The following is a 23,497-nucleotide window of genomic DNA, read 5'->3' on the forward strand; positions in this document are numbered from 1 at the left end:
GCCGGTGACGAATCATGCCGATTCCGACTTGCACCTTCAGGAGACGCAGCCATGCAAACACCGCAAGCGACCATAGATATTCCCGCCCTCATCGATGCGAACCCGCTCAGCCGTTTTCAGACCGGCATCCTGATACTCATTGGACTGACCGTGGTTCTCGACGGCTTCGACGTTCAGTCGATGGGCTTCGTCGCGCCCGCCATCGTTCACGTGTGGGGCTTGAACAAGGCGGCGCTGGGACCGGTATTCGGCGCCGGTCTTCTGGGGATGCTGCTCGGCTCGCTGACATTGAGCGTCGTCGCGGACAAGGTCGGGCGGCGGCCCGTGCTGATCGTGGCCACGCTTGCCTTTGCGCTGTGCATGCTGGCGACCTCGCGGGTCACGACGATTGCCGGACTGCTGTCCATCCGTTTCGTCACGGGCCTGGGTCTGGGCGCGATCATGCCCAATGCGATGGCGCTGGCCGGCGAATTCAGCCCGAAGCGCAATCGCGTGACGCTGATGATGGGGGTGTCGTGCGGCTTCACGGTCGGCGCGGTGCTGGGCGGACTCGTCTCGGCCGCGTTGCTCCCGTTGTGGGGGTGGCAGTCGGTCTTCGTCGTGGGCGGCGTCGTGCCGCTCGCGCTGGCGGTGCTGATGTTCTTCTGCATGCCTGAATCCATGCTGTTCGCCGCGCTGCGCGGTGTGCGCCTCGACAGGCTGGCTGCCACCCTGCGGCGGATCGATCCGGCGCTGACCGTCACGCCGGACACGCGCTTCGTCGTCCCCGAGCCGCGGCAGGACAAGGCGCCTGTGATGGAGCTGTTTCGCGGCGGACGTGCAAAAACGACGGTGCTGCTGTGGGGCGTCAATTTCATGAACCTGCTCAACCTGTACTTCCTGTCGAACTGGCTGCCGACGCTCGTGAGGAGCGTCGGCCTGCCGCTCTCCACTGCCGTATGGGTCGGCACGGTGCTTCAGCTCGGCGGCGTTGCCGGCACGCTGGCGATGGGACCGGTCATCGACCGCGTCGGCTTCTTCAAGGTTCTGGTGCCGATGTTCCTGGTGGCGGCCGTGACGATCGCCACGATCGGCCAGCCGGGACTGCCGCTCGTCTTGCTGTTCGTCGTGGTCGGCATCACGGGGTTGTGCATCATCGGCGGACAACCCGCCGTCAATGCGCTGGCCGCCACCTACTATCCGACCTCGCTGCGCTCGACGGGTGTCGGCTGGAGTCTCGGCGTCGGACGGATCGGCTCCATCGCGGGGCCGGTGATCGGCGGCGAACTGATCCGGATGAACTGGTCCAACACGGGGTTGTTCGTCGCGGTGGCCGTGCCGGCCATCGTCTCCGCGGCGATGCTGCTGATGATGTCGCGGGATGCCCAGGCCATGACGGCCCGCGCGGTCGCGCCCTGAAACGTCCACGATCGCGTTGACCGGCCTCGATCTTCCCGCGCGGCCCGATTTGCAGACCGGGGGGCTGCGGACGCGGTCGGCGCGTGTGATGACGGGCAGGGGGCGCGTCAACGCGCAGGCGCAGCCGTGAGCGCGTGTGCTTCGTGCGTTTGGGGCGCTTCGGTTTGGGGCGTCGACATGGACGGGCCGTGACGCACGGCCACGGCAACCGGTTCATCGCGCACGACAGGCAGCCGGCAGCGTCATCGCCGACGCTGATCGATGCCAGGTCGCTGGCGCGCAAACACCCACATTCTCCGCGTCAGCCAGGGCCCCGGTAAACGCCGATTGCGATGACGGCCGGGTCCTTTCGCTCACGCGTCCCCGGCCACGCCACGCAACAGCATCGGCACGGCGGCCAGCGGCGCGACGATGTCCTCCGGCAGCCCGTAATCCGCGCCGAGAACCGCGCTCGTGTCCTGGGAATCGATATGCGTCGTGCCGTGCTCGTCCTCCCAGATCACGGCGCGCAGCGGCAATTCGACGGCCGCGTGCGGGTTGGCGTGCATCGCCGGCGTGCCCGCCTTCGGATGGCCGAACAGAAAAAGCCGCGTGGGCCGCAGCGTGCTGCCGGCCTGCGCCGCCGCCGCGCGCTGGTCGATGTCCGCGAACACGGTGATGCCGCGCGAACCCAGCGCCTCTTTCAGGCGCGATACGGTGGTCGGAAAGTCGTACCGGCTCGTCATGGTTTGCGTGCGAGCCGGATAAGGCGTTGCCTGTGTGGGTGCGTTCATGGTGGGGTCGTCGGGCCTGTGACGTTTGAGCAAGCGGCCGGTCAGCGCGGGCGCGCGGGTTCCGATGACGGACGGCATGCTCCCGGACGCACATTGAGCCACCGCCACGCCCGCAACGCAAATTTACTTGACATATAAAATATCGAACACTAAAGTAAATTCCGAAACCCGTCCGGAGACCGCTCCATGCGTATCGTCTGTCTCGGAGGCGGCCCTGCCGGCCTCTACTTCGCGCTGTTGATGAAGCTGCGCGATCCGTCGCACGACATCACGGTCGTCGAGCGCAACCGTCCCTACGACACGTTCGGCTGGGGCGTCGTGTTCTCCGACCAGACGCTCGGCAACCTGCGCACGGCGGATCCGCACAGCGCGGAGCAGATTCTCGATGCGTTCAGTCACTGGGACGACATCGAGATTCATATCGGCGGCCGCAGCATCCGCTCGTCGGGGCATGGCTTCTGCGGAATCGGCCGCAAACGTCTGCTGAATATCCTGCAGGCGCGCTGCGAATCGCTCGGCGTGAAGCTCGTGTTCGAAACCCAGGTGAGCGACGACGCGCACTGGGACGCGGATCTGGTCATCGCCGCCGACGGTGCGAACAGCGCGATCCGGCAAAAGTACGCGGCCACCTATCAGCCGTCCGTGGATCTGCGCCAGTGCCGCTTCGTGTGGCTCGGCACCCGCAAGCTGTTCGACGCGTTCACGTTCGCATTCGAGCAGACCGAGTGGGGCTGGTTTCAGGCGCATGCGTACCGGTTCGACGACGAGACCTCCACCTTCATCGTCGAGACGCCCGAGCACGTGTGGCGCGCCGCCGGGCTCGACGAAATGGACAAGGACGAAGGCATCGCATTCTGCGAGCGGCTGTTCGCCCGGTATCTCGACCGTCATGCGCTGATGTCGAACGCGAGCCATCTGCGCGGCTCCGCGCAGTGGATCCGCTTTCCGCGCGTGATCAACCAGCAATGGGTGCACTGGCGCGGCAACGCGGACGGTTCGCGCACGCCGGTGGTGCTGATGGGGGACGCGGCGCACACCGCGCATTTCTCGATCGGCTCGGGCACGAAGCTCGCACTCGAAGACGCCATCGAACTGGCCGGCAGCATCGGCGCGCACGCGGGCGATCTGCCCGCCGCGCTCGCGCATTACACGGACGTGCGCAGCGTCGACGTGCTGCGCATCCAGAACGCGGCGCGCAATTCGACCGAGTGGTTCGAGCATGTCGAGCGCTACACGTCGCTCGAACCGGAGCAGTTCGCGTACTCGCTGCTCACGCGCTCGCAGCGCATCTCGCACGAGAATCTGCGCGCGCGCGACGCCGCGTATGTCGCGTCGTTCGAAGACTGGCTCGCGGCGCGCGCCGGCGCGCATCGCGCGCCCGGCCAGCGCTCGATTCCGCCGATGTTCACGCCGTTCGCGGTGCGCGGCCTCACGCTGAAGAACCGCGTGGTCGTCTCGCCGATGGCGCAGTACTCGGCCGTCGACGGCCTCGTCGGCGACTTTCACCTGATGCATCTCGGCGCGCGCGCGATGGGCGGCGCCGCGCTCGTGATGACCGAGATGACCTGCGTGTCGCCGCACGGCCGCATCACGCCTGGCTGCCCGGGCATGTACGAGACACGGCATCGGGATGCATGGCAGCGCATCGTCGATTTCGTGCATACGCACACCGATGCGAAAATCGGCATGCAGCTGGGTCATGCGGGGGCGAAAGCGTCGACGCGCGTGAGTTGGGAGGGCATCGACCAGCCGCTCGCCGAAGGCAACTGGCCGCTCGTGTCGGCTTCCGCGCAGCAATATCTGCGCGGCGTGAGCCAGTGGTCGCGCGAAGCGAGCGTCGACGACCTGCGCGAAATCGAGGCGCAGTTCGTGCGCGCGACGCAGATGGCCGCGCAGGCGGGCTTCGACTGGCTCGAACTGCACGCGGCGCATGGCTATCTGCTGTCCGCGTTCCTGTCGCCGCTCACGAACCGGCGCACCGACGCATACGGCGGAACGCTCGAAAACCGGCTGCGCTTTCCCCTCGACGTGTTGCGCGCGATGCGCGCCGTGTGGCCCGGCGAGCGGCCGGTCTCGGTGCGCATTTCGGCGCACGACTGGGTCGAGGGCGGCAACACGCCGGACGACGCGGTCGCGATCGCGCAAGCGTTCAAGGCGGCAGGCGCCGATCTGATCGACGTGTCGTCGGGCCAGGTCAGCAAGGACGAAAAGCCGGTCTATGGACGCATGTTCCAGACGCCGTTCGCCGATCGCGTGCGCAACGAGGCCGGCATCGCCACGATCGCGGTCGGCGCGATTTCGGAAGCCGATCACGTGAACAGCATCATCGCCGCCGGTCGCGCGGACCTGTGCGCGCTCGCGCGTCCGCATCTGGCGAATCCCGCATGGACGCTCAACGAAGCCGCGAAGATCGGCTATTTCGATCTCGCGTGGCCGAAGCCCTACCAGGCCGGCAAGACGCAGCTTGAGCGCAATCTCGAACGTGAGCGGGCGCAGCGCGCGGAGGGGCTCGTCTGATGAACACGACATCGTTTCTCGCGGGCCGCCACGCGGTCGTCACGGGCGGCGGCAGCGGCATCGGCGCGGCGATTGCGGCAACGCTGCTCGAAGCCGGCGCGCGCGTCACGCTGATGGGCCGCGACGCGCAGCGGCTGCGCGCGCAGCGCGAGCGGTTCGACGCGCACCATCGCGGCCTCGTGCATGAGATCGCGCTCGACGTGACGCACGAAGCCGCGGTGGCGGCCGCGTTCGACGCGGCGCGCGACGCGCAGGGCGACGTCGACGTGCTGGTGAACAATGCCGGGCAGGCGCAGTCCGCGCCGTTCGCGCAGACCGACCTCGACCTGTGGCGGCGCATGCTCGACGTGAACCTGACCGGCGTGTTCCTGTGCACGCGGGCGGTGCTGCCGTCGATGCTCGCGCGCGAAACCGGGCGCATCGTCAACATCGCGAGCACGGCCGGGCAGACAGGGTATGCGTATGTCGCGGCCTACTGCGCCGCCAAGCATGGCGTGATCGGCCTCACGCGCTCGCTCGCGCGCGAGGTCGCCACGCGCGGCATCACGGTCAATGCAGTGTGCCCCGGGTACACGGAGACGGGGTTGCTGCATGCGTCGCTCGCGAACATCGCGGCCACCACGGCGCGCAGCGAGCGCGATGCGCGCGACGCGCTGCTGCGGCAGAACCCGCAGCGCCGCTTCATCGATCCGGCCGAGGTCGCGCATGCGGTGCGCTGGTTGTGTGCGCCCGAATCCGCTTCGGTGACCGGCCAGTCCATTTCCGTTTCCGGGGGAGAGATCCTGTGACGCGCTCCACGTCCATCAAGAAAGCAGCGGCAGCCGACGGCGCGACGCCGCGCAAAGGCACGGCGAAACCGGCCGAAAACGTCGTCGACCTCGAAATGAGCACCGGCGCGGACAGCCACATGGCCCTGCGTCTGTGGCTGCGCCTGCTCACCACGACCAACCTCGTGCAGGCCGAACTGCGCAAGCGCCTGCGCGCCGGCTTCGACACCACGCTGCCGCGCTTCGACCTGATGGCGCAACTGGAGCGCCATCCCGAAGGCCTGAAGATGACCGAACTGTCGCGCCGGCTGATGGTGACGGGCGGCAACGTGACGGGCCTGACCGATCAGCTCGAAAAGGAAGGACTCGTCGTGCGCGACGCCGACCCGGACGATCGCCGCTCGACCACCGTGCGGCTGACGCGCGAGGGCCGCGCGCTGTTCGACCGGATGGCGGCGGCGCACGAGCAGTGGGTGGTCGAACTGTTCGGCGGGCTCGGGCTCGACGAGAAAACGCGCATGCACCAGCGGCTCGGCAAGCTCAAGCAGCATCTGCTCGACAACCCGAAAGCGGACTAGACGGAGACATCGATGACCTCAAGCCCTCTCGATGCGCTGCGGGCCGGCAACCGGACGACGCTCGCCGGCTACCGCGCGCAGCACATCGGCTGGTCGTATGCGAGCGCCACGCGGATCGCGACGATCACGCTGAACCGGCCGGAGCGCAAGAATCCGCTGACCTTCGCCTCGTATGCGGAGTTGCGCGACCTGTTCCGGCAGCTCGCGTATGCGAGCGACGTCAAGGCCGTGGTGCTGCATGGTGCCGGCGAAAATTTCTGCTCGGGCGGCGACGTGCACGACATCATCGCGCCGCTGCTCGACTTGCCGATGCCCGACCTGCTGCTGTTCACGCGGATGACCGGCGATCTCGTCAAGGCGATGCGCCACTGTCCGCAGCCGGTGATCGCCGCCGTCGACGGCGTGTGCGCCGGTGCGGGCGCGATCCTCGCGATGGCCTCGGACCTGCGCCTCGGCACCGCCCGCAGCAAGCTCGCGTTCCTGTTCTCGCGCGTCGGCCTGGCGGGCTGCGACATGGGCGCGTGCGCGATCCTGCCGCGCATCATCGGCCAGGGGCGCGCGGCCGAACTGCTGTTCACCGGGCGTGCGGCGAGCGGCGACGAAGCGCACGCCTGGGGCTTCTACAACCGGTTGTGCGAGCCCGCGGGTCTGCTCGACGCCGCGCAGGCGCTGGCCGCCGAACTGGCCGCGGGCCCCACCTTTGCGCACGGCATCACGAAGAAGATGCTGCATCAGGAGTGGAGCATGAGCGTCGACGAGGCGCTCGAATCCGAGGCGCAGGCGCAGGCCCTCTGCATGAGCACGCGCGACTTCGAGCGTGCGTACCGCGCGTTCGCTGCGCGGCAGCGCCCCGTTTTCGGAGGAGACTGACGTGAGCACGACAGACCTGCACGACGCGCTCGCGTGGCCGTTCTTCGAGGACCGGCACCGCGCGCTGGCGCGCGACGTCGACGCATGGGCGCATGCCCATCTCGGCGCGCCGGGTGCGCCGGGCGCGCATGGCGCGGCGGGCGACGTCGATGCCGCCTGCCGCGCGCTCGTGCGCGCGCTTGGCGACGCGGGCTGGCTGCGCTATGGCGTCGGCGGACGCGACTACGGCGGTCACGGCGACACGATCGATACGCGCGCGGTCTGCCTGCTGCGCGAAACGCTCGCGAAGCACGCGGGCCTCGCGGACTTCGCGCTCGCGATGCAGGGGCTCGGCAGCGGCGCGATCTCGCTCGCCGGCACGCACGCGCAGAAGGCGCGCTATCTGCCGCGCGTCGCCGAGGGCCGCGCGATCGCCGCGTTCGCGTTGTCCGAACCGGACGCCGGCTCGGACGTCGCGGCGATGTCCCTCGCGGCGCGCCAGGACGGCGACGCGTACGTCCTCGACGGCGCGAAGACGTGGATCTCCAACGGCGGCATCGCCGATTTCTATGTGGTGTTCGCGCGCACCGGCGAGGCGCCGGGCGCACGCGGCATCAGCGCGTTCGTCGTCGACGCGGATACGCCGGGGCTGGACATCGCGGAGCGCATCGACGTGATCGCGCCGCATCCGCTCGCGCGCCTGCAGTTTTCCGGCGTGCGCGTGCCGTGCGCGCAGCGGCTCGGCGCACCCGGCGAGGGCTTCGGGATCGCGATGCGCACGCTCGACATTTTCCGCACGTCGGTGGCCGCCGCGTCGCTCGGCTTTGCGCGCCGCGCGCTCGCGGAGGGGCTCGCGCGCGCGCATACGCGCCGCATGTTCGGCCAGACGCTCGGCGACTTCCAGCTGACCCAGGCGAAGCTCGCGCAGATGGCGCTCACGATCGACAGCAGCGCGCTGCTCGTCTACCGCGCGGCCTGGCTGCGCGATCAGGGCGAGCGCGTCACGCGCGAAGCAGCGATGGCGAAGTGGCACGCGAGCGAGGGCGCGCAGCAGGTGATCGACGCGGCCGTGCAACTGTGGGGCGGCATGGGCGTGCAAAGCGGCACCGCGGTCGAGACGCTGTACCGCGAGATCCGCGCGCTGCGCATCTACGAGGGCGCCACCGAGGTGCAGCAGCTGATCGTCGGACGCGACCTTCTGAAGGCGCATGCGGCCGCTGTCGCGCCGGAGTCTCGCGCATGAGCGCGACGTTCAGCACGCCGGTGCGGATCCGCTTCGCACATTGCGATCCGGCCGGCATCGTGTTCTTTCCGCAGTACCTCGTGATGACGAATGCGCTGGTCGAGGACTGGTTCACGCTCGGCCTCGGCATCGATTACGCGCAGATGATCGTGCAGCGACGCATCGGCCTGCCGATCGTGAAGCTCGATTGCGAATTCTCGCGGCCGAGCCGCATCGGCGAAACCGTCACGCTCGCGCTCACGCTCGAGCGGGTAGGGCGGCGCTCGCTGCGGATCGCGATCGTCTGCCACTGCGCGCACGAGGTGCGCTTCGTTGCGCACCAGGTGCTCGTCACGACGTCGCTCGACAGCGGCGCGTCGATCGACCTGCCCGCCGACCTCGCCGCGGCGCTCGCGGCCTGCGCGCCCACGGCCGCCCGCGAAGCCGCCCAACCCTGACGAAACGGATCCACCGGAGCTTTCTCCATGAAAAAGACCTTGTTGCCGGATGGCTGGATCAAGCCGCGCGGCTATGCGAACGGTGTCGCCGCGCGCGGCACCCAGGTGTTCATCGCCGGACAGATCGGCTGGGACGCGTCCGCACGCTTCCAGAGCGACGCGTTCGCGCAGCAGGCCGCGCAGGCCTTGCGCAACGTGGTCGCGGTGCTGCGCGAGGCCGGCGGCCGCCCGGAGCACCTGGTGCGGATGACGTGGTACGTGACCGACAAGCGCGAGTACCTCGCGGCAGCGCGGGAAGTCGGCGCGGCGTTTCGCGAACTGATCGGCGACTACGACATCGCGATGAGCGCGGTGCAGGTCGTTGCGCTGATCGAGGACGACGCGAAGGTCGAAATCGAGGCCACCGCCGTCATTCCCGACTGAAACCTGCCGCTGTTTTACTGCTCCGTCCTTCCCCAGGGAGACCTCGATGGAACCGTCCGCCCACGTCGATACGTTTGCGCGCGATCATCTGCCGCCGCAGCACGAGTGGCCCGTGCTGCTGCTCGACAATCCCGATCTCGCGTATGCCGCGCGCCTGAACTGCGCGACCGAACTGCTGGACCGGACAATCGACGCAGGCCGCGGCGACGCGCCGGCGATCTGGTCGGAGCGCGACGGCAAGCCGCATGCGACCAGCTACCGCGCGCTGCGCACGCTGGTCGACCGCAGCGCGCACGTGCTCGTCGACGACATGGGCCTGCAGCCGGGCAACCGCGTGCTGCTGCGCGGCCCGAACACGCTGCAGATGGCGGTGGCGTTTCTCGCGGCGCTGAAGGCGGGGCTCGTCGTCGTGCCGACCATGCCGCTGCTGCGCGCGAAAGAGCTGCGCCAGATCATCGACAAGGCGCAGATCGCGGCCGCGCTGTGCGACGTGCGCCTCGCCGCGGAGCTCGCGCGCTGCCGCGATCCGCAGGACGAGTGCTATTGCCCGTCGCTCGCGCAGGTGCTGCACTTTCACGACGAGCATGCGCCGGACTCGCTCGAAGGACGCGCGGCCGGCAAGCCCGCGCAGTTTCGCGCGTGCGATACCGCGAGCGACGACGTCTGCCTGATCGCGTTCACGAGCGGCACGACGGGCGCGCCGAAGGGCTGCATGCATTTTCATCGCGACGTGCTCGCGATGTGCGACCTGTTTCCGCGCCACGTGTTGCAGCCGCAGGCGAGCGACATCTTCTGCGGCACGCCGCCGCTTGCGTTCACGTTCGGGCTGGGCGGGTTGCTGTGCTTTCCGCTGCGGGCGGGGGCGTCGACGGTGCTGCTCGAAAAGCTCACACCGCAGACGCTGCTGGCCGCCGTCGAACGCTTTCGCGCGACGATCCTGTTTACGGCGCCGACCTTCTATCGTCAGATGGCGCCGCTCGTCGCGCAGTTCGACCTCGCGAGCCTCACGAAGACCGTGTCGGCCGGCGAAGCGTTGCCGGATTCGACGCGCGCGCTGTGGCGGCAGGCGAGCGGCATCGAGATGATCGACGGCATCGGCGGCACCGAGCTGATCCACATCTTCATCTCGTCGGCGGGCAGCGCGGTCCGGGCGCACGCGATCGGCCGCGCGGTGCCGGGCTACGTGGTGTGCGCGGTCGACGACCAGATGCGGCCGTTGCCGCCGGGCGAGGTCGGCAAGCTCGCGGTGCGCGGGCCGACCGGCTGCCGCTACCTCGCGGACGAGCGGCAGCGCAAGTTCGTGCGCGACGGCTGGAACCTGCCCGGCGATTCGGTGTATCTCGACGCGGACGGGTACGTGTTCTATCAGGCGCGCTCGGACGACATGATCGTGTCCGCCGGCTACAACATCTCGGGCCCGGAGGTGGAGGACGTCCTGATGCAGCATCCGGCCGTTGCCGAATGCGCGGTGATCGGCAGCCCGGACGAGACGCGCGGACAGATCGTCAAGGCGTTCGTCGTGCTGCGCGCGGGGCACACCGTCGGGGACGCGCTCGTCGCGCAACTGCAGGATTTCGTGAAGCGCAGCGTCGCGCCGTACAAGTATCCGCGCGCGATCACGTTCATCGACGCGCTGCCGCGCACCGAGACGGGCAAGCTCAAGCGCTTCGCGCTGCGCGCGCTCGAGTGAGGGCGTGCAGGGCGGTTTCTGCCGTGCGATACGGGCGGGCTTGATTGGCCCGACGGCATAGACCGACGAAAGACCGCGCGCGTGAAGCATCCATACGCCAGAAGGATCGTTGCACGAGCAACGAAAGAACTAGCGCGACTGCAGCTTGAATCCTTCGCCGCCGATGCCTGCCCGGTCCACCGCCGCGATGCGGTTGCGTCCCTGATCCTTGGCCTGATAAAGCTGCGCATCCGTCAGGTTGATGAACGCTGTGACGTCGATGCCTTCGTTCGGCACGACGGTGGCGACGCCGAAGCTCGCGGTGACGCGCTGAGCGTGCGGGGAGCGCAGATGCGCGATGCCTTCATCCGCGATCAGCGCGCGGCAGCGCTCCGCGACGCGCACGGCGTGATCGGCATCGGTGCCGGCGAGCACGAGCACGAATTCCTCGCCGCCAAACCGGCCGAGGAACGCGTCCGGCCCGGCGGCCTCGCCGAGCACGCGCGCGATGCGCTTCAGGCATTCGTCGCCCGCGAGGTGACCGTAATAGTCGTTGTATGACTTGAAGAAATCGATGTCGATCATCACGAGCGAAAGCGGCTTGCACGATGCCGCCGCGCTCGCCCATTCGCGTGCGATGACCGTGTCGAACATGCGACGGTTGCCGATGCCGGTCAAACTGTCGGACAGCGAGAGGCGTTCCAGTTCGCGCTGGAGTTCCGCGAGCCGTTCCTCCGTGCGCTTGCGTTCGCTGATGTCGAACATGAAGCCGATCAGCGCGTCGACGCCGCCGTCCTCGTTGCGCACGACGTGGACAACGTCGCGAATCCACACGTAGCCGCCGTCCGCCGTCAGCGCACGATAGTCCGCCTCATGATCGGTGCCCGCCTGCGACTGCGCGACGCAAAAATTCACCACGGTCTCGCGGTCGTCCGGGTGCATGCGCGCGACCCAGTCATCGACTGTTTTCCACGTGGACGGCGCGTAGCCGAGCAGTGCTTCGATCTGCGGGCCGATATAGGCGAACTGCATCGTCGCCCAGTCGATCTTCCAGGGGATCGCCCGGGTAGATTCGAGCAGTGTCCGATAAACGGCGGGGTTGTCCTCGCCGGGCTGCCGCCCGGGCGGTGCAAGGCTGTCCTCGTGGCGCAGGAAGGCGGCCTGAAGCGAACTGCGGACCCGATCTCTTTCTTCGTGGCTCATCGTGATTGTCCAATAACGCGTCAATGCGTTATCGGCAGGTAGCACCAGCGCCTTGAGCGCGGCGCGAAGATCGATCACCGGGAACCTCGTTCCGCGTCGCTTGCCGACCGGCGCATCGGAGGAATTCGTCCGGTTCGGCACAAGCCATCGATGACCGCGTGGATCGCTGCAGGCCGACGGCGCAGCGCATGAAGCTGCGTGGGTCTCACTGGCAGTAGACAGGGAGGAAACCTGGGGCATAACGGGTCGTTCGACAACCCGGAGCGGATCGCCGACAATGGACGCTCACGTTCGACGCGTTGACATGCCCCTAATGGAACCTGCTCGCATCACGGACCCATCGCTTCTCTCCGTGCAAAATGAATTGTCTGCCAGAGAACCGGTTTTCCACCGACCGGAGCACGGAACCGGCCGTGCGGCTTTCGAATCAATGACCGACGCCGGCTTTTGGGAGGTGGGAGCGTCGGGCCAACGCTATAGCCGGGCGTACGTGCTCGACACGCTGGAAAAGCGATACGCTAGCCCGGTCGAAGACACGTGGGAAACGAAAGACTTTTTCTGCCAGGACATTGCTTCCGATACGTACCTGCTGACCTATACGCTGCTGCAGGGGCCGAGAACCACACGGCGCGCGACACTTTGGCGGCGTTCATCCGAAGGCTGGAAAATCCTCTACCACCAGGGGACGATCGTTGAATCTCCATGACGGAACCGGGTGCGTTTTTCGATCGGGGTGAACCGACGCGTGTCTTTGGCCGGTTTCGGCACAGCGAGACGATGTTGCTGGTTGGCGTGCGGCCGTTTCTGACGCTCGCCGGCGCATGCGCGCGGGCGCTCAAAGGCTGCTCTGCTCGTGGGAGCGGCCTTTCGGTTCACAGAATCACTCCAGGCCTGGGTAAGCACGCAACGGACGCGCGGGCCGACGACGCAGGCCGAGATGACGACTGCCTGTCGCCGCCGAAGTCAGCGCTTGCTGGAGGCAACCGGTGTACCGCTGAAAACGGACGTGCGGCGCTCCGTCGAAAATGTCGGAAATGGGCTGGGTTGTATCTGCTGTACAGGCGGCGCAAGCGGAAGACGCAGCATATCGTAGCGTGGTGGGCGCGGTGCGGCCAGTTGCCGCCATTTGCCATGAGCGCCGAAATCGTCAACAATTGACGTTCACCCAACCGCGCGGACGAGCTCCGATCGTGTCGAAAAGCAACCTGGCGTTTGGCAAGGCTATCCCCGTTCTCGCTTCGCTCGACATCGCACGAACGTTGCAATTCTTCAATGAAGTTCTGGGTTTCAAGACGCTGCACATCGAGAACTCCTCGTATGGGATGGCCGCAAGGGGTGCCGTCGAAATTCATTTCTGGCTGTGCAATGAAAAGCACATTGCAGAGAACACCTCGTGCTACGTGCGCGTCGACGATGTTTACGCACTTCATGCCGAACTGAAATCAAGGTTGCCTGCATTGGAATGTGTTGCAGAAAGGGAATGGGGCATGGCAGAACTTTATGTGATTGACCCCGACGGCAATCTGATCAAGTTCGGCCAGTCGATCAATGACGTGCGTGTATCAAGCGATGCCTGACGCTCGCGCACGGTCGCTCCCGCGGCCTTCAAACCGCCAGAGCAACGCCGCGCAGCCGATCTGAACGGCCGTTGTAGAAAATTCCAACGTCCTTCGGGGTCGGGTTATACGTTGTGCGTGAGAGTCCGCACTCGATGCGATCACCGCTCTCTGGTGTGGGATGGTGGTCGGCCACGCGCCGCCGGTCGAGGTGGCCATCCACCTCCGAATAGTTAAGGTCTCGCCGGCCCCCGCTCAATGGCCAGTTTCCGGTTAGCAAATTGCCCGTGGCACTGCGTCAACCCGGCCAGGAACGGCCAGTCGGCAAGGTAAGCTGAATCGCCGACAATTTGGTCCAACTGCGTTGCGAACGTTTTGAGTATGTGCGCTAGCAGACGAGGCTGCCCCGAAGTCCGGGGAGAATATTGCATTGCGTATCCTTTATGAGGCAACGCCGGGTGGTCGTTCGCACGTTATCGCAGCCTGGAGGTTTCCGCATGAAAACCCCTGTCGTGTCGCTATACCTTTCGATGTTTGCCAAGCGATTTTGCAGTGCCGCAATCTTGCTCGGCTGTCTAACGACAGTCGCAATGGCCCAGGAGACAGCAGTGATGCCCATGGCTGATGCGCCGATCTACCGGGTCGGGGACAGGTGGACAATCATGTATGGAAAAACTGCAATAGCTGAAACCGTGGTCTCGGTAACCGAAGAACAAACCACGATAACTGAATCGAAGAATGGTGGAGCACCGTACGAAGCCGTTTTCGACAGTCAGGGATGTCTGACTCGAAGTGGTAACACCACCTATGAGCCCAGTTTGGGTTCACTAAGCTTTCCAATGATGGTCGGCAAAAGCTGGGATTCTCATTGGGTCGTGCGAAACTCATCCGGATCCCACGAAAACGATGCGCACATGCGGGTCGAGGCATTTGAACGCATAGAGGTAGCCGCAGGCTCGTTCGAGGCCTTCAAGATTGCCATGCGCGGTATCTCCGTGTGGAGCCAGACGGGTCTGAGGCAGGCACCATGGACGGCGACGTACTGGTATGCACCAAGCGCTAAAAGGGTCGTGAAGTCAGAGTATTCGCAGATCCGGTGGGGCGGCTCAGCGGACTTCGAAATGTCTGCATTTTCGCTTGCGCCTTAATGCAGCGGAGCTCTGTGATCCATTTCTGTTATTGACGTCCAAAAGCATTGCGAGTTCGCCCCGGGACGCGACCGAATGCGTGGCTGCGGGCATTCTACGAACGACCGTTGTCTGATACCGTCACGGTCCGCTCCGGGTCGAGAGTACGCACTGCCGAATGGCCGCTTGCGGGCCGCTGAATTCCAGTGACCGCTTCCGAGCGATGAGTTTGGGGAGTGGATTGACGCAGCCCGACCCGTTGCTGCCTGTCGAGCCCGCCTGTCCTCAACGGCAGTTTCAAAAGTGCAACGGCCGTTCGCGTGGTCCGACCGGGCCACCGAGTGCGATCCATCGGCGAAGTGCTGAGTAGAAGCGAACTCGGGTTCGCTTTTACGGCCCCTGGACTCTCAATCCGTAGGTCGAGCGTTCGAGTCACTCACGCCCGCCGAAGAATTCCCCTCAGAATCAATAAACTACGCCGCTCTAGCCCGCGGTATTTTTTCTTTCTGCGCCCCAGTCTTGACCAAAACTTGACGGTAACGCTGCGCAAAATCGCACTCTTGAGCTCCGCCCGACGCGCGTTGTCGTCGGTCCATGCTACGATCCGCACCAAGCGCGCTCCGCCAAGCATCTTCAACTGCCGGCATCCCATGAAACTACAATCTATCAGCTATAGCGAGTGGGAGAACAACCCCCAAGCGTGGAGCATCAACGACCTTACATTCGGCGATCGAAATCTCCTTGTTGGCCGCAATGCATCGGGCAAATCGAGGTCATTGGCGATCATTGGAGCCCTTGTCGGGAATCTGACCGGCTCGAATCCACCTGCTCTATCGGGAAACTATAGGTGTGTTTTTGACAATGAAGGCCAAACCTATCTCTATGAAGTGGCCTACCACGAAGGGGCCATCGTTCACGAGAGGGTTGAGCTAGGCGGCAGAGAGCTATTGTCGCGAGGACCCACTGGAATAGGCAAGATTATCGCGGAAAGGGTAAATAGCAATACGCCTATCGACTTCCAAACTCCGACCAATACTTTTGCCGCTTTTGCCCGACGCGACTCACTTCAGCATAGTTTCCTTGACCCTCTGGCCTCTTGGGCGGATTCGCTTCGCTTCTATCACTTTGCCGGTAACCTAGGCAAGGGGCTTCTGAATCATTTTATGCCGGGCACGCCAGCCCCTAGCGACCGTGATGAGCACGCCGTCGTTCCGCTGTTCAGGCAGGCTGAAAGAGAGTTCCCGGAGGCCTTCACGGAAGTAATGAAGAGCGACCTTAGGGCACTCGATTATCCTGTCGACTATATAACCACGGGGACGCCGATTGCCCTTCGCGTCAACATTGTTGCTGTGCCGCCAGGTGTTCCGAGCGCCCAAACCCCTCCACCACTCCTGTGTTTGCATGTCAAGGAATCAGGCTTAGAGGCTATAACGGATCAATACAGCATGTCGGACGGCATGTTTCGGGTCGTTGCTCTTTTGATTCACGTCAATCTTGCTCTATTAAGGGGGTCGGCGACAACAATCTTGATCGATGACGTCGGCGAAGGTCTCGACTTTGAGCGTTCGATCGCGTTGATTCAATTGCTCCGCGACAAGGCCGGTCAATCAAATCTTCAGCTGATAATGACGACAAACGACCGGTTCGTGATGAACAAAGTCCCATTAGATGAGTGGACGGTCTTGCATAGACGAGGGCAGGAAGTGATCGTGAGAAATTACGGGAACTCCAAGGATCACTTTGATAATTTCATGTTTACCGGCCTCAGTAACTTCTCGTTTTTCGAAATGAATGTAAGTGATCTCGCTACTTACGATTCGGATGGTGACGAAGAATACGACGAGGACGACGATGCGTAGGATCGCGTTTTTTGTTGAGGGAAAAACGGAACGCCTGTTTGTCACGCGTCTTCTAAAGGAGGCGGCCAATGATGGTCAGCTTCTAATTGATGAAAAGACAGCAAGAGGGGGGGGCAAGACCGGGAGGCCGCTCATTTACACACAAATTAGCGCGACTCGGGCCGCCACCAACGAGAAGTACTACGCGCTTATAGTCGATTGCGGTAGCGAAAACAATGTCAAGGTCCGGCTCCATGGCGATCATGCGGATCTGACAAACAAAGGCTACGAGCGGATCGTCGGAATACGCGACGTTCGGCCCACATACGACCGCGCTTCAGTCGATTTGCTTCGAAAGAAGATGTGGGCGGCGATAAACAAACAACTCACGCCCGTCAGCTTTGTATTTCCGCTTATGGAAATCGAAGCGTGGTTCCTTGCGGAACACTCGCACTTCATTAGAATTGCACCGACAATTAGTCCGTCCGCGATTCAGCAAGCATTAGGGTTCAATCCAGAAACGGACGACATGTCAGCTCGCGACACGCCAGCAGACGATTTGCACGATTGCTATCAACTAGCCGGATTCGCCTACAACAAAGCGAATGCGATGCGTACCGTCAATGCGTTGGATATGACATTTATGTGGGCGGACTTAGCCGGTCGAGTCCCAGCACTGCGGCGCCTAGTCCGCATTGTCAACGATTTTCTTAGCGAACAACCTCCGCCACAGGCAGCTCTCGCGGGCTTGGCAGGCGAGGTTCAATAAGCAATGCGCTTGGCGTTGGCCAACGGAGATCGGATGGCTGTTTCCCGGGTGTAGCGGCCGTCCGAATGTCTGAGCGACGCAATGGATGAATGACGCTTCATGGCCGATTGGGTGAGGTCACCAACGGCCGCTTTATGGCGCTCTAGTTCGCAAAACCTGGATTCGACCGTCTGACCGCTTTGGAGAAGGTCGTCTGACCGGAGTGGCTCGATCAGCGACACCAGCAAACGACCACGTCCGCCTCGAACAACCTCGGCCGCCCGGTCTTTTCCATAATCTGTGACAGCAGTTTTTCACTTGCGTGGCACCGTGTTCACTTTCAGAGCGAGCCCTTGGACATCTTCGCCGCATTGTTCCGTGCCTCGCTGCACTTCGCCGCATCTTTGCGCTGCACATATCGCAACTAACGGTCTAGCCCGCCCGCATCCAGCCAGTCCGCGTATTCCGCCTGCGTCTATTTATGCGTGGCGGATCGCGATACCCGCTTCAGGCCGGCAGATCGGCCCGGATATGCCGTTCAGCGGTTTCCGTCAAGCAGGTCGTTCAGCAGCGCGTCGAATGCGGCTTGTGCATCTTCGAGTTCCTGCAGCGCCGCGTCGAAGGTCTGCAACGCGAAGGCCGAGGGCTTGCCTTCGCCGGTAGGCGGGTAGTGCGACTGCATGGCGGTGAAGGCCGTCTGTACGCGCTGCGTGGCCGTCATGACCCGTTGCATGGCTTCGGCTTCTTCGGCGCGCGCTTTTTCGTGATTCATCGATGGGACTCCAGATGGGTAGCAATGCAGCGGGTATTGTTACCCTGGACCCCGTCCGACATTTCGATACCCGACTGTCGCGTGTGGTGAAACAGGCGTTGTTGCGGAGTGCATCGGCAGATCGACTTGCGGAGTGAAAGAGCGACGAACGGGGCCATGGGAAACACGGATCGGCCGCGCACAGGCGGGGTGCAGAATCGGGAAAGCGTGCGACAGGGGCTGCAACGTGTACGGCAGCTGCAAGGCAGCGGCAGGTGTGCTTGGCGCTCGAATGAAAAGCCTGCCGAAGCGGTGCTCATGGTTACTTGACCGTTGTATTCTGCTTGATATACATCATGGCCGTAATTGTGCCTCCACTACCGCCCAATGAGTTTTGCAGGATATATTCATTCTTCACGCTCGCGAATGAAAGGGATACATTCTCATGACATCCTCCCGGAGTAGCCAAATGTGTAACATGGGTAATAACCACGTCATACATCGTGATTCGCACGAATTCATGCGGGACGCCTCCCGCCTCCCGCCTTTCGCATCGTCAACACAGCCTGGTCGATATGCTTTCCGGAAAAGCAGTATTTGGCAAGATTCGGGCTTGCCTTGTCGTATTGATGGGAAAACGAAAGATCGGAGACCGTGGCCTTTCCGGATCCACCGCCTGAGCCTGAAAGCATGCTGGAATTCTGCTTTACTTCCCATGTCCAGACAAACACGTCAATTTCGTTGAGATGGTCGGCATCCTGTGATTCCCCTTCAATGCCATTAATCTTGATGAACATATCTTGTGTCATTTTTTTGCCCGTTTTTAAATTTAACTTTTATAAATCATTTGCGTTTGAGTGCACCTGGTAGCGACTTGTGCGGAATTGCAATCGATGCCTGCCTTGATTTCCCAGCATCGTCCCTGTACCAGACGACCAGACGGTCACCACGCCATTGCATTTTTTTAATATCGGGCTCGGTGTAATGGGTGTCAAGCCGTAGCTTTGCGATCGGCTCATGGCTACCGGTAAAAAGCCGATAAATCTCAAGGGGGTTTGCCGCTACACTGACGACCAGACGCCGCCTGGTATCGATAGCGTTTTCGTCAATCAGTTGTCCTCCGTCGATCTTGTCAGGCGGGCTGAAAAACACGTCATTCCGGCAACCGGAGCCACACGGATAGGTAATCATCGCAATATCGGAATACCATTGGACGCCGGGTAATTCAGGCGACGCAAAAATTTCCTTTACTACCTGTCCGTTTCGGGTCGCCGCAACAACGCAGTCATTGTCTGAGCCATCGGCCTTGCACCTGACCGATATAGCCCATCCATCAGGCCCGTTACGAACCTCGTTAACAGGCTTGTCCGGGCCGTAATAGGCGGATGACGCTGCATGGGCAACCGGTATTGCTATAAACAGCAGTGTACTAACGCACGTTCGAGTAAAAGCGGAAATCATTGTCAGAGACCCCTGGCGGATTGGGAACGTGGATCGATTCCGGCGTCAGAAAATGCGGTACTTGTGGATAAATCTTTGAGTTGCTTCTATGCAATTGATCTTGCGCATGTGGGCTGTAATAATGTGTTGCGCCTGGCACTGGATTTGAAGCCGAGTCTCCGTAATAGACTTCGCGAGCTGCGGCAAGGCTATCTGCCCAGGCCGCCCCTTGCTTTCCACGCCGCGACGGGCGATGCGAGCCGTGATGCCGCGCTGCTTCAGATAACGCGGGCAATGGGCAAAGTCATAACCCTTGTCCACATGCAGTTTGCCCGGGCTTCACAGGTCCACAATCCACTGGCACATCGGCCGGTTGCCCGGATCTTCGCGTCGAGGGACAGTGCGCGCATCAGCCCAACGGCAGTCCGCCGTTCGCCTTGATCTCGCGCAGCGACAGCGACGATTCCACCGACGTGACGCCCGGCAGGCAGCGCAACTCGTCGCGCATGAAGGTGCCGTAATCGTCCAGATCGCGCGCGACGACCTGCAGGATGTAATCCGCGCTGCCCGACACGTTATGGCACGACACGATGCGCGGAATCGCCTGCACTTCGCGCTCGAAGCGCGTGGCGACCGAGCGGTCGTGCACCGCAAAGCGCACGTAGACGAACGACACGACGCCAAAGCCGAGCGCCGCGCGCGACAGCACCGCCCGGTACCGCTCGATATAACCGTCGCTTTCGAGGCGCTTCAGGCGGCGCGCGCACGGCGTCTCGCTAAGGCCCACCGTTTCCGCGAGACGCGCATTGGACATGCGCGCATCGTTCTGCAGCGCGGCGAGGAGCACGCGGTCGACTTTGTCGAGAGGGTTCGTCATGGTGGAAAGCCGAGGTGAATGGAGGAATTTTAGCGTATTCCCCTCGGCTGCATCATTTTTATGCAGAATTTCGCCAGCAATCGCTCGCTGCCCGGCTGCAAGATAGAGGCCTCGAAAATGTGAGGCTCCGATGATTTCCACGCATCTCCTGTTCGTCTATTTCGCTGCGCTCTGTGTCGTCTATGCGCTGCCCGGCCCCGATATGGCGCTGCTGCTGCAAACCAGCATCGGACGCGGCGCGCGCAGCGGTTTCGCGTCCGCGGGCGGTCTCGCCTTGTCGCGCGCGACGCACGTCACGCTTTCCGCATGCGGGGTTGCCGCGCTGCTGCGCAGCGCGCCGTGGCTGTATCAGGCCGTGCGCTTCGGCGGCGCCGCGTACCTTGGCTGGCTCGCGGTGCAGATTTTTCGCGCGCCGGTGTTCGCGCTGCCCGTGGGCGGGCCCGGCGGGCGCCCGCTGCGTCCATTGCGTGCTGCGTTCGCGAAAGGGCTCTTGACGAACCTGCTGAATCCGAAGGCGCTGCTGTTCTGCTCGGTGCTGCTGCCGCAGTTCCTGCGCCCGGACGCGGGGCGGATCGACTGGCAGATGGCCGAACTCGGCGTGCTGCTCGTCGCGACCGGCGCCTGCTTCGATGCGCTTTACGTGAGCGGCGCGGCGCGCATTGCGGGATGGGTGCGCGCGCACCCGTTCGCGCAGACCGTGCAGCGCTGGACGTTTTGCGTCGCGCTGCTCGGCTTCGCGCTGCGCCTGTCGCTCGACTAGCGCGCGGCCGCGATGGCCGCGCGCGGGCGATGCGCGCGTCTAGCGGCTGCCGAGGTAGTCGAGCTTGCCGAGCTCCACGCCGTGATGACGCAGGATGTCGTAGGCGGTCGTCACATGGAAGTAGAAGTTCGGCAACACGAAGCCGAGCAGATAGCTGAGGCCGGTGAATTCGACCGGGCCGGTGCGCATCTTCAGCGTGACCGCGCGCGTTTCGGAGCCGTCGATCTGCGCTGCATCGAAGCCCTGCAGATAATCGATTGTCTTCTGGATGCGCGCCTGCAGTTCCTCGAACGTCGTTTCGACGTCGTCGTACTTCGGCGGCTCGACGCCGGCGAGGCGCGCCGCGCAGCCCTTGGCCGTGTCGGTGGCGATATACACCTGGCGCACGAGCGGCAGCATGTCGGGAAAGAGCCGCGCGCCGGTGAACACGGCCGGCTCGATCTGGCGCTGCGCGGCATGCGCTTCCGCCTTGCCGAGAATGGCCTGCAGTGCGGTGAGACCGCGCACCAGCACCGGCACGGACGCTTGATACATCGTGATGGACATGGGACGTTCCTTTGTATGACCCGGTTTCGTCGGCGTGCGCGCGTCGCGCACGCGGGACAGCCACGGCTGACTTGCCGCTGAAGCATGATACGCGGGCTGTGCGGCGCGTGCTGGCGCGGCACACGGATTGCGTGCGCGCTGGCCATCCGGACAACTGCTGCGTGCGCTGGAACTGTGTTCGAATGGCAGTGTCGGACGGCGGGAAGTCGTGCACGAATCCAGCGTGACGCCTGCGTGAATCCCGTACGAAGCGTGCGTGAAGCCGGAAAGCCGCACCGCCTGGCCGCACGGCGGCCGTCACGCCGGTGCATGTGCAAACCGTGGCCTACGCGCGGCCGCCGCGCCGCGCACCGAGGAGTGTCGAGATCATGACAAAGCATCCGTTGCGAGGCAGTGAGCGTGCGTCAGAGGCCGGTGCCGAGGTGCTCGGACCCTGGGATCGGGTCGGGCGGATCGACGTGCGCGTCGTGCTGCGCCGGCCGGCGCAGGCGCAGTTCGATGCGCTGCTCGGCCGCATCGAGGCGGGCGATCCGGCGGTTCGTCCGCTGTCGCGCGAAGCGTTCGCGCACACCTACGGCGCGGCGCCGCAAGACGTCGCGAAAGTGCGCGCATTCGCGTCGCAGGCCGGCCTGACCGTCGTGCGCGAGGATCCTGCCGCGTGCGCGGTGATTCTGGGCGGCACCGCCGCTCAGTTCGAGGCGGCCTTCGGCGTGCATCTGCAGCGCTGCCGGCATCGGGCGCTCGGCGAGTACCGCGGCTATGCGGGCACGGTCAGCGTGCCGGACGCGCTCGCGGACGTGGTCACCGCGGTGCTCGGGCTCGACACCCGTCCGCAGGCGCGGCCGCACTTCCGGATCCGCCCGCCGTTCGATCCGGCGCGCGCGCGCGACGCGCAGTCGTTCACGCCGCTGCAGCTGGCGGCGCTGTACCGGTTCCCGCCGGGCGACGGCAGCGGCGAATGCATCGGCATCGTCGAGCTCGGCGGCGGCTACGAGGGCGCGGATCTGACGCGCTACTTCGCCGGCCTCGGCGAGAGCGCGCCGAAGGTCGTCGCGGTCAGCGTGGACTCGGGCGCGAACCAGCCCACTGGCGACCCGAACGGCCCGGACGGCGAAGTGACGCTCGACATCGAGGTGGCCGGCGCAATCGCGCCGCGAGCGACGCTCGCGGTCTACTTTTCGACCAACACCGGCGCGGGCTTCGTCGACGCAGTGAGCCGCGCCGTGCACGACACCGTCAACCGGCCTTCGGTGATTTCGATCAGCTGGGGCGGTCCCGAGTCCGCCTGGCCCGCGCAGTCGCTGCAGACCTTCAACGACACGCTGCAGGCGGCGGCCGCGATGGGCATCACCGTCTGCACGGCCTCCGGGGACAGCGGTTCGAGCGATCCGTCCGGCGAGACGGTCGTCGATTTTCCGGCGTCGAGCCCCTACGTGCTCGCCTGCGGCGGCACGCGGCTGAGCGCTGCCGGGCAGACGATCACGGGCGAGGTCGTGTGGAACGACGGCGCGGCGGGCGGCGCGAGCGGCGGCGGGGTGAGCCGCGCGTTTGCGGTGCCGTCGTGGCAGCAGGGGCTCAGCGCGGCCGGCGTGAATGCGGCGCCGGTCGCGCTCGCCGGGCGCGGCGTGCCCGACGTCGCCGCCGACGCGTCGCCCGCAAGCGGCTACGACGTGCTGATCGACGGCTCGCCCACCGTGGTCGGGGGGACGAGCGCGGTCGCGCCGCTGTGGGCGGCGCTGATCGCGCGCATCAATGCGGCGAAGGGCACGCCGGTGGGCTTTGTCAATCCGAAGCTGTACCGGGCGCCGGGCGCGCTGCACGACATCACGCAGGGCAACAACGGCGCCTATGCGGCCTCGCAGGGCTGGGACGCGTGCACCGGGCTCGGCAGTCCCGATGGCCAGAAAATCGCGGCCGCACTATAGTCGTGCGGTGCGCGCCGGCGATCCCGGCGCGCACCGCGACACGCACGTCTTCATACGAATCCGATGGAGCGA

22 protein-coding genes and 2 pseudogenes are annotated in these 23,497 nt (G+C 64.5%); 16 read left to right on the forward strand and 8 right to left on the reverse strand.

The window, feature by feature from the left end:
* Positions 1-51 precede the first annotated feature (51 nt).
* The gene (locus AC3AP7_RS21560; RefSeq protein WP_487364590.1) at positions 52-1,398 is read left to right on the forward strand and encodes an MFS transporter; all 1,347 of its coding nucleotides are present in this window, start codon (positions 52-54) and stop codon (positions 1,396-1,398) included.
* A 353-nt stretch (positions 1,399-1,751) separates the two neighbouring features.
* Here the strand turns inward: AC3AP7_RS21560 and AC3AP7_RS21565 are convergent, their stop codons facing one another.
* Entirely contained in the window at positions 1,752-2,171 is a 420-nt protein-coding gene (locus AC3AP7_RS21565) for a DUF302 domain-containing protein (RefSeq protein WP_487364591.1), read from the reverse strand.
* Positions 2,172-2,357: 186 nt separating this feature from the next.
* Here AC3AP7_RS21565 and AC3AP7_RS21570 point away from each other — a divergent pair, with 186 nt between their 5' ends.
* From AC3AP7_RS21570 to AC3AP7_RS21605, 8 genes are read left to right on the forward strand one after another with little or no spacing between them, the layout of a single operon-like run.
* On the forward strand, positions 2,358-4,688 hold the full coding sequence (locus tag AC3AP7_RS21570; protein WP_487364592.1) for a bifunctional salicylyl-CoA 5-hydroxylase/oxidoreductase: 2,331 nt from the start codon (positions 2,358-2,360) through the stop codon (positions 4,686-4,688).
* Positions 4,688-5,476, forward strand: coding sequence for an SDR family NAD(P)-dependent oxidoreductase (locus tag AC3AP7_RS21575; protein WP_487364593.1), 789 nt, complete (start codon positions 4,688-4,690; stop codon positions 5,474-5,476). Before AC3AP7_RS21570 ends, AC3AP7_RS21575 begins: the two co-directional genes overlap by 1 nt.
* Positions 5,473-6,033, forward strand: coding sequence for a MarR family winged helix-turn-helix transcriptional regulator (locus AC3AP7_RS21580; protein WP_487364594.1), 561 nt, complete (start codon positions 5,473-5,475; stop codon positions 6,031-6,033). The genes AC3AP7_RS21575 and AC3AP7_RS21580 overlap by 4 nt, the downstream gene beginning before the upstream one ends.
* 12 nt (positions 6,034-6,045) lie before the next feature.
* A complete protein-coding gene (locus AC3AP7_RS21585; RefSeq protein WP_487364595.1) occupies positions 6,046-6,903 on the forward strand; it encodes an enoyl-CoA hydratase family protein in 858 nt (285 codons plus the stop codon).
* Position 6,904: 1 nt separating this feature from the next.
* The gene (locus AC3AP7_RS21590; protein ID WP_487364596.1) at positions 6,905-8,125 is read left to right on the forward strand and encodes an acyl-CoA dehydrogenase family protein; all 1,221 of its coding nucleotides are present in this window, start codon (positions 6,905-6,907) and stop codon (positions 8,123-8,125) included.
* Positions 8,122-8,562: an acyl-CoA thioesterase gene (locus AC3AP7_RS21595; protein ID WP_487364597.1), complete on the forward strand. Its 441-nt coding sequence runs from the start codon at positions 8,122-8,124 to the stop codon at positions 8,560-8,562. Before AC3AP7_RS21590 ends, AC3AP7_RS21595 begins: the two co-directional genes overlap by 4 nt.
* 27 nt (positions 8,563-8,589) lie before the next feature.
* Positions 8,590-8,985, forward strand: a complete 396-nt coding sequence (locus AC3AP7_RS21600) for a RidA family protein (RefSeq protein ID WP_487364598.1) — start codon at positions 8,590-8,592, stop codon at positions 8,983-8,985.
* Positions 8,986-9,031: 46 nt separating this feature from the next.
* On the forward strand, positions 9,032-10,675 hold the full coding sequence (locus AC3AP7_RS21605) for an AMP-binding protein (protein ID WP_487364599.1): 1,644 nt from the start codon (positions 9,032-9,034) through the stop codon (positions 10,673-10,675).
* 129 nt (positions 10,676-10,804) lie between these two features.
* Here AC3AP7_RS21605 and AC3AP7_RS21610 read toward each other — a convergent pair whose 3' ends face one another.
* Positions 10,805-11,857, reverse strand: coding sequence for a GGDEF domain-containing protein (locus AC3AP7_RS21610; RefSeq protein WP_487364964.1), 1,053 nt, complete (start codon positions 11,855-11,857; stop codon positions 10,805-10,807).
* Between the two features lie 313 nt (positions 11,858-12,170).
* Here AC3AP7_RS21610 and AC3AP7_RS21615 point away from each other — a divergent pair, with 313 nt between their 5' ends.
* The 5 genes from AC3AP7_RS21615 (at position 12,171) to AC3AP7_RS21635 (ending at position 17,147) form a co-directional block, all read left to right on the forward strand.
* Positions 12,171-12,563, forward strand: coding sequence for a nuclear transport factor 2 family protein (locus AC3AP7_RS21615; RefSeq protein WP_487364965.1), 393 nt, complete (start codon positions 12,171-12,173; stop codon positions 12,561-12,563).
* Positions 12,564-13,047: 484 nt separating this feature from the next.
* A complete protein-coding gene (locus AC3AP7_RS21620) occupies positions 13,048-13,434 on the forward strand; it encodes a bleomycin resistance protein (RefSeq protein ID WP_487364966.1) in 387 nt (128 codons plus the stop codon).
* A gap of 476 nt (positions 13,435-13,910) precedes the next feature.
* Positions 13,911-14,561 carry a hypothetical protein gene (locus tag AC3AP7_RS21625; protein WP_487364600.1) on the forward strand — a complete coding sequence of 217 codons (651 nt, stop codon included), beginning with the start codon at positions 13,911-13,913 and terminating at the stop codon, positions 14,559-14,561.
* A gap of 629 nt (positions 14,562-15,190) precedes the next feature.
* On the forward strand, positions 15,191-16,399 hold the full coding sequence (locus AC3AP7_RS21630) for an AAA family ATPase (protein ID WP_487364601.1): 1,209 nt from the start codon (positions 15,191-15,193) through the stop codon (positions 16,397-16,399).
* Positions 16,392-17,147 (forward strand): hypothetical protein, encoded by a 756-nt coding sequence (locus AC3AP7_RS21635; protein WP_487364602.1) that lies wholly within the window; start codon positions 16,392-16,394, stop codon positions 17,145-17,147. The genes AC3AP7_RS21630 and AC3AP7_RS21635 overlap by 8 nt, the downstream gene beginning before the upstream one ends.
* Before the next feature lie 517 nt (positions 17,148-17,664).
* Here the strand turns inward: AC3AP7_RS21635 and AC3AP7_RS21640 are convergent.
* The 5 genes and pseudogenes from AC3AP7_RS21640 to AC3AP7_RS21660 form a co-directional block, all read right to left on the reverse strand.
* Positions 17,665-17,898 (reverse strand): hypothetical protein, encoded by a 234-nt coding sequence (locus AC3AP7_RS21640; RefSeq protein ID WP_487364603.1) that lies wholly within the window; start codon positions 17,896-17,898, stop codon positions 17,665-17,667.
* 301 nt (positions 17,899-18,199) lie between these two features.
* Positions 18,200-18,686: pseudogene (locus tag AC3AP7_RS21645) on the reverse strand (Hcp family type VI secretion system effector).
* Between the two features lie 34 nt (positions 18,687-18,720).
* On the reverse strand, positions 18,721-19,338 hold the full coding sequence (locus AC3AP7_RS21650) for a hypothetical protein (protein ID WP_487364604.1): 618 nt from the start codon (positions 19,336-19,338) through the stop codon (positions 18,721-18,723).
* 192 nt (positions 19,339-19,530) lie between these two features.
* Positions 19,531-19,653, reverse strand: a pseudogene (locus AC3AP7_RS21655) (IS5/IS1182 family transposase); the annotation flags it as partial.
* Positions 19,654-19,726: 73 nt separating this feature from the next.
* On the reverse strand, positions 19,727-20,194 hold the full coding sequence (locus tag AC3AP7_RS21660) for an Lrp/AsnC family transcriptional regulator (protein WP_487364605.1): 468 nt from the start codon (positions 20,192-20,194) through the stop codon (positions 19,727-19,729).
* A 130-nt stretch (positions 20,195-20,324) separates the two neighbouring features.
* On the opposite strand from AC3AP7_RS21660, the gene AC3AP7_RS21665 reads away from it, so the two are divergent.
* A complete protein-coding gene (locus tag AC3AP7_RS21665) occupies positions 20,325-20,954 on the forward strand; it encodes a LysE family translocator (RefSeq protein WP_487364606.1) in 630 nt (209 codons plus the stop codon).
* A gap of 39 nt (positions 20,955-20,993) precedes the next feature.
* Here AC3AP7_RS21665 and AC3AP7_RS21670 read toward each other — a convergent pair whose 3' ends face one another.
* Positions 20,994-21,500 (reverse strand): DUF1993 domain-containing protein, encoded by a 507-nt coding sequence (locus AC3AP7_RS21670; protein ID WP_487364607.1) that lies wholly within the window; start codon positions 21,498-21,500, stop codon positions 20,994-20,996.
* A gap of 368 nt (positions 21,501-21,868) precedes the next feature.
* Here AC3AP7_RS21670 and AC3AP7_RS21675 point away from each other — a divergent pair, with 368 nt between their 5' ends.
* Positions 21,869-23,425 carry a S53 family peptidase gene (locus AC3AP7_RS21675; RefSeq protein ID WP_487364608.1) on the forward strand — a complete coding sequence of 519 codons (1,557 nt, stop codon included), beginning with the start codon at positions 21,869-21,871 and terminating at the stop codon, positions 23,423-23,425.
* The last annotated feature ends 72 nt before the right edge of the window (positions 23,426-23,497 follow it).

It is taken from the genome of Paraburkholderia sp. PAMB 6770 (genome assembly GCF_057748135.1).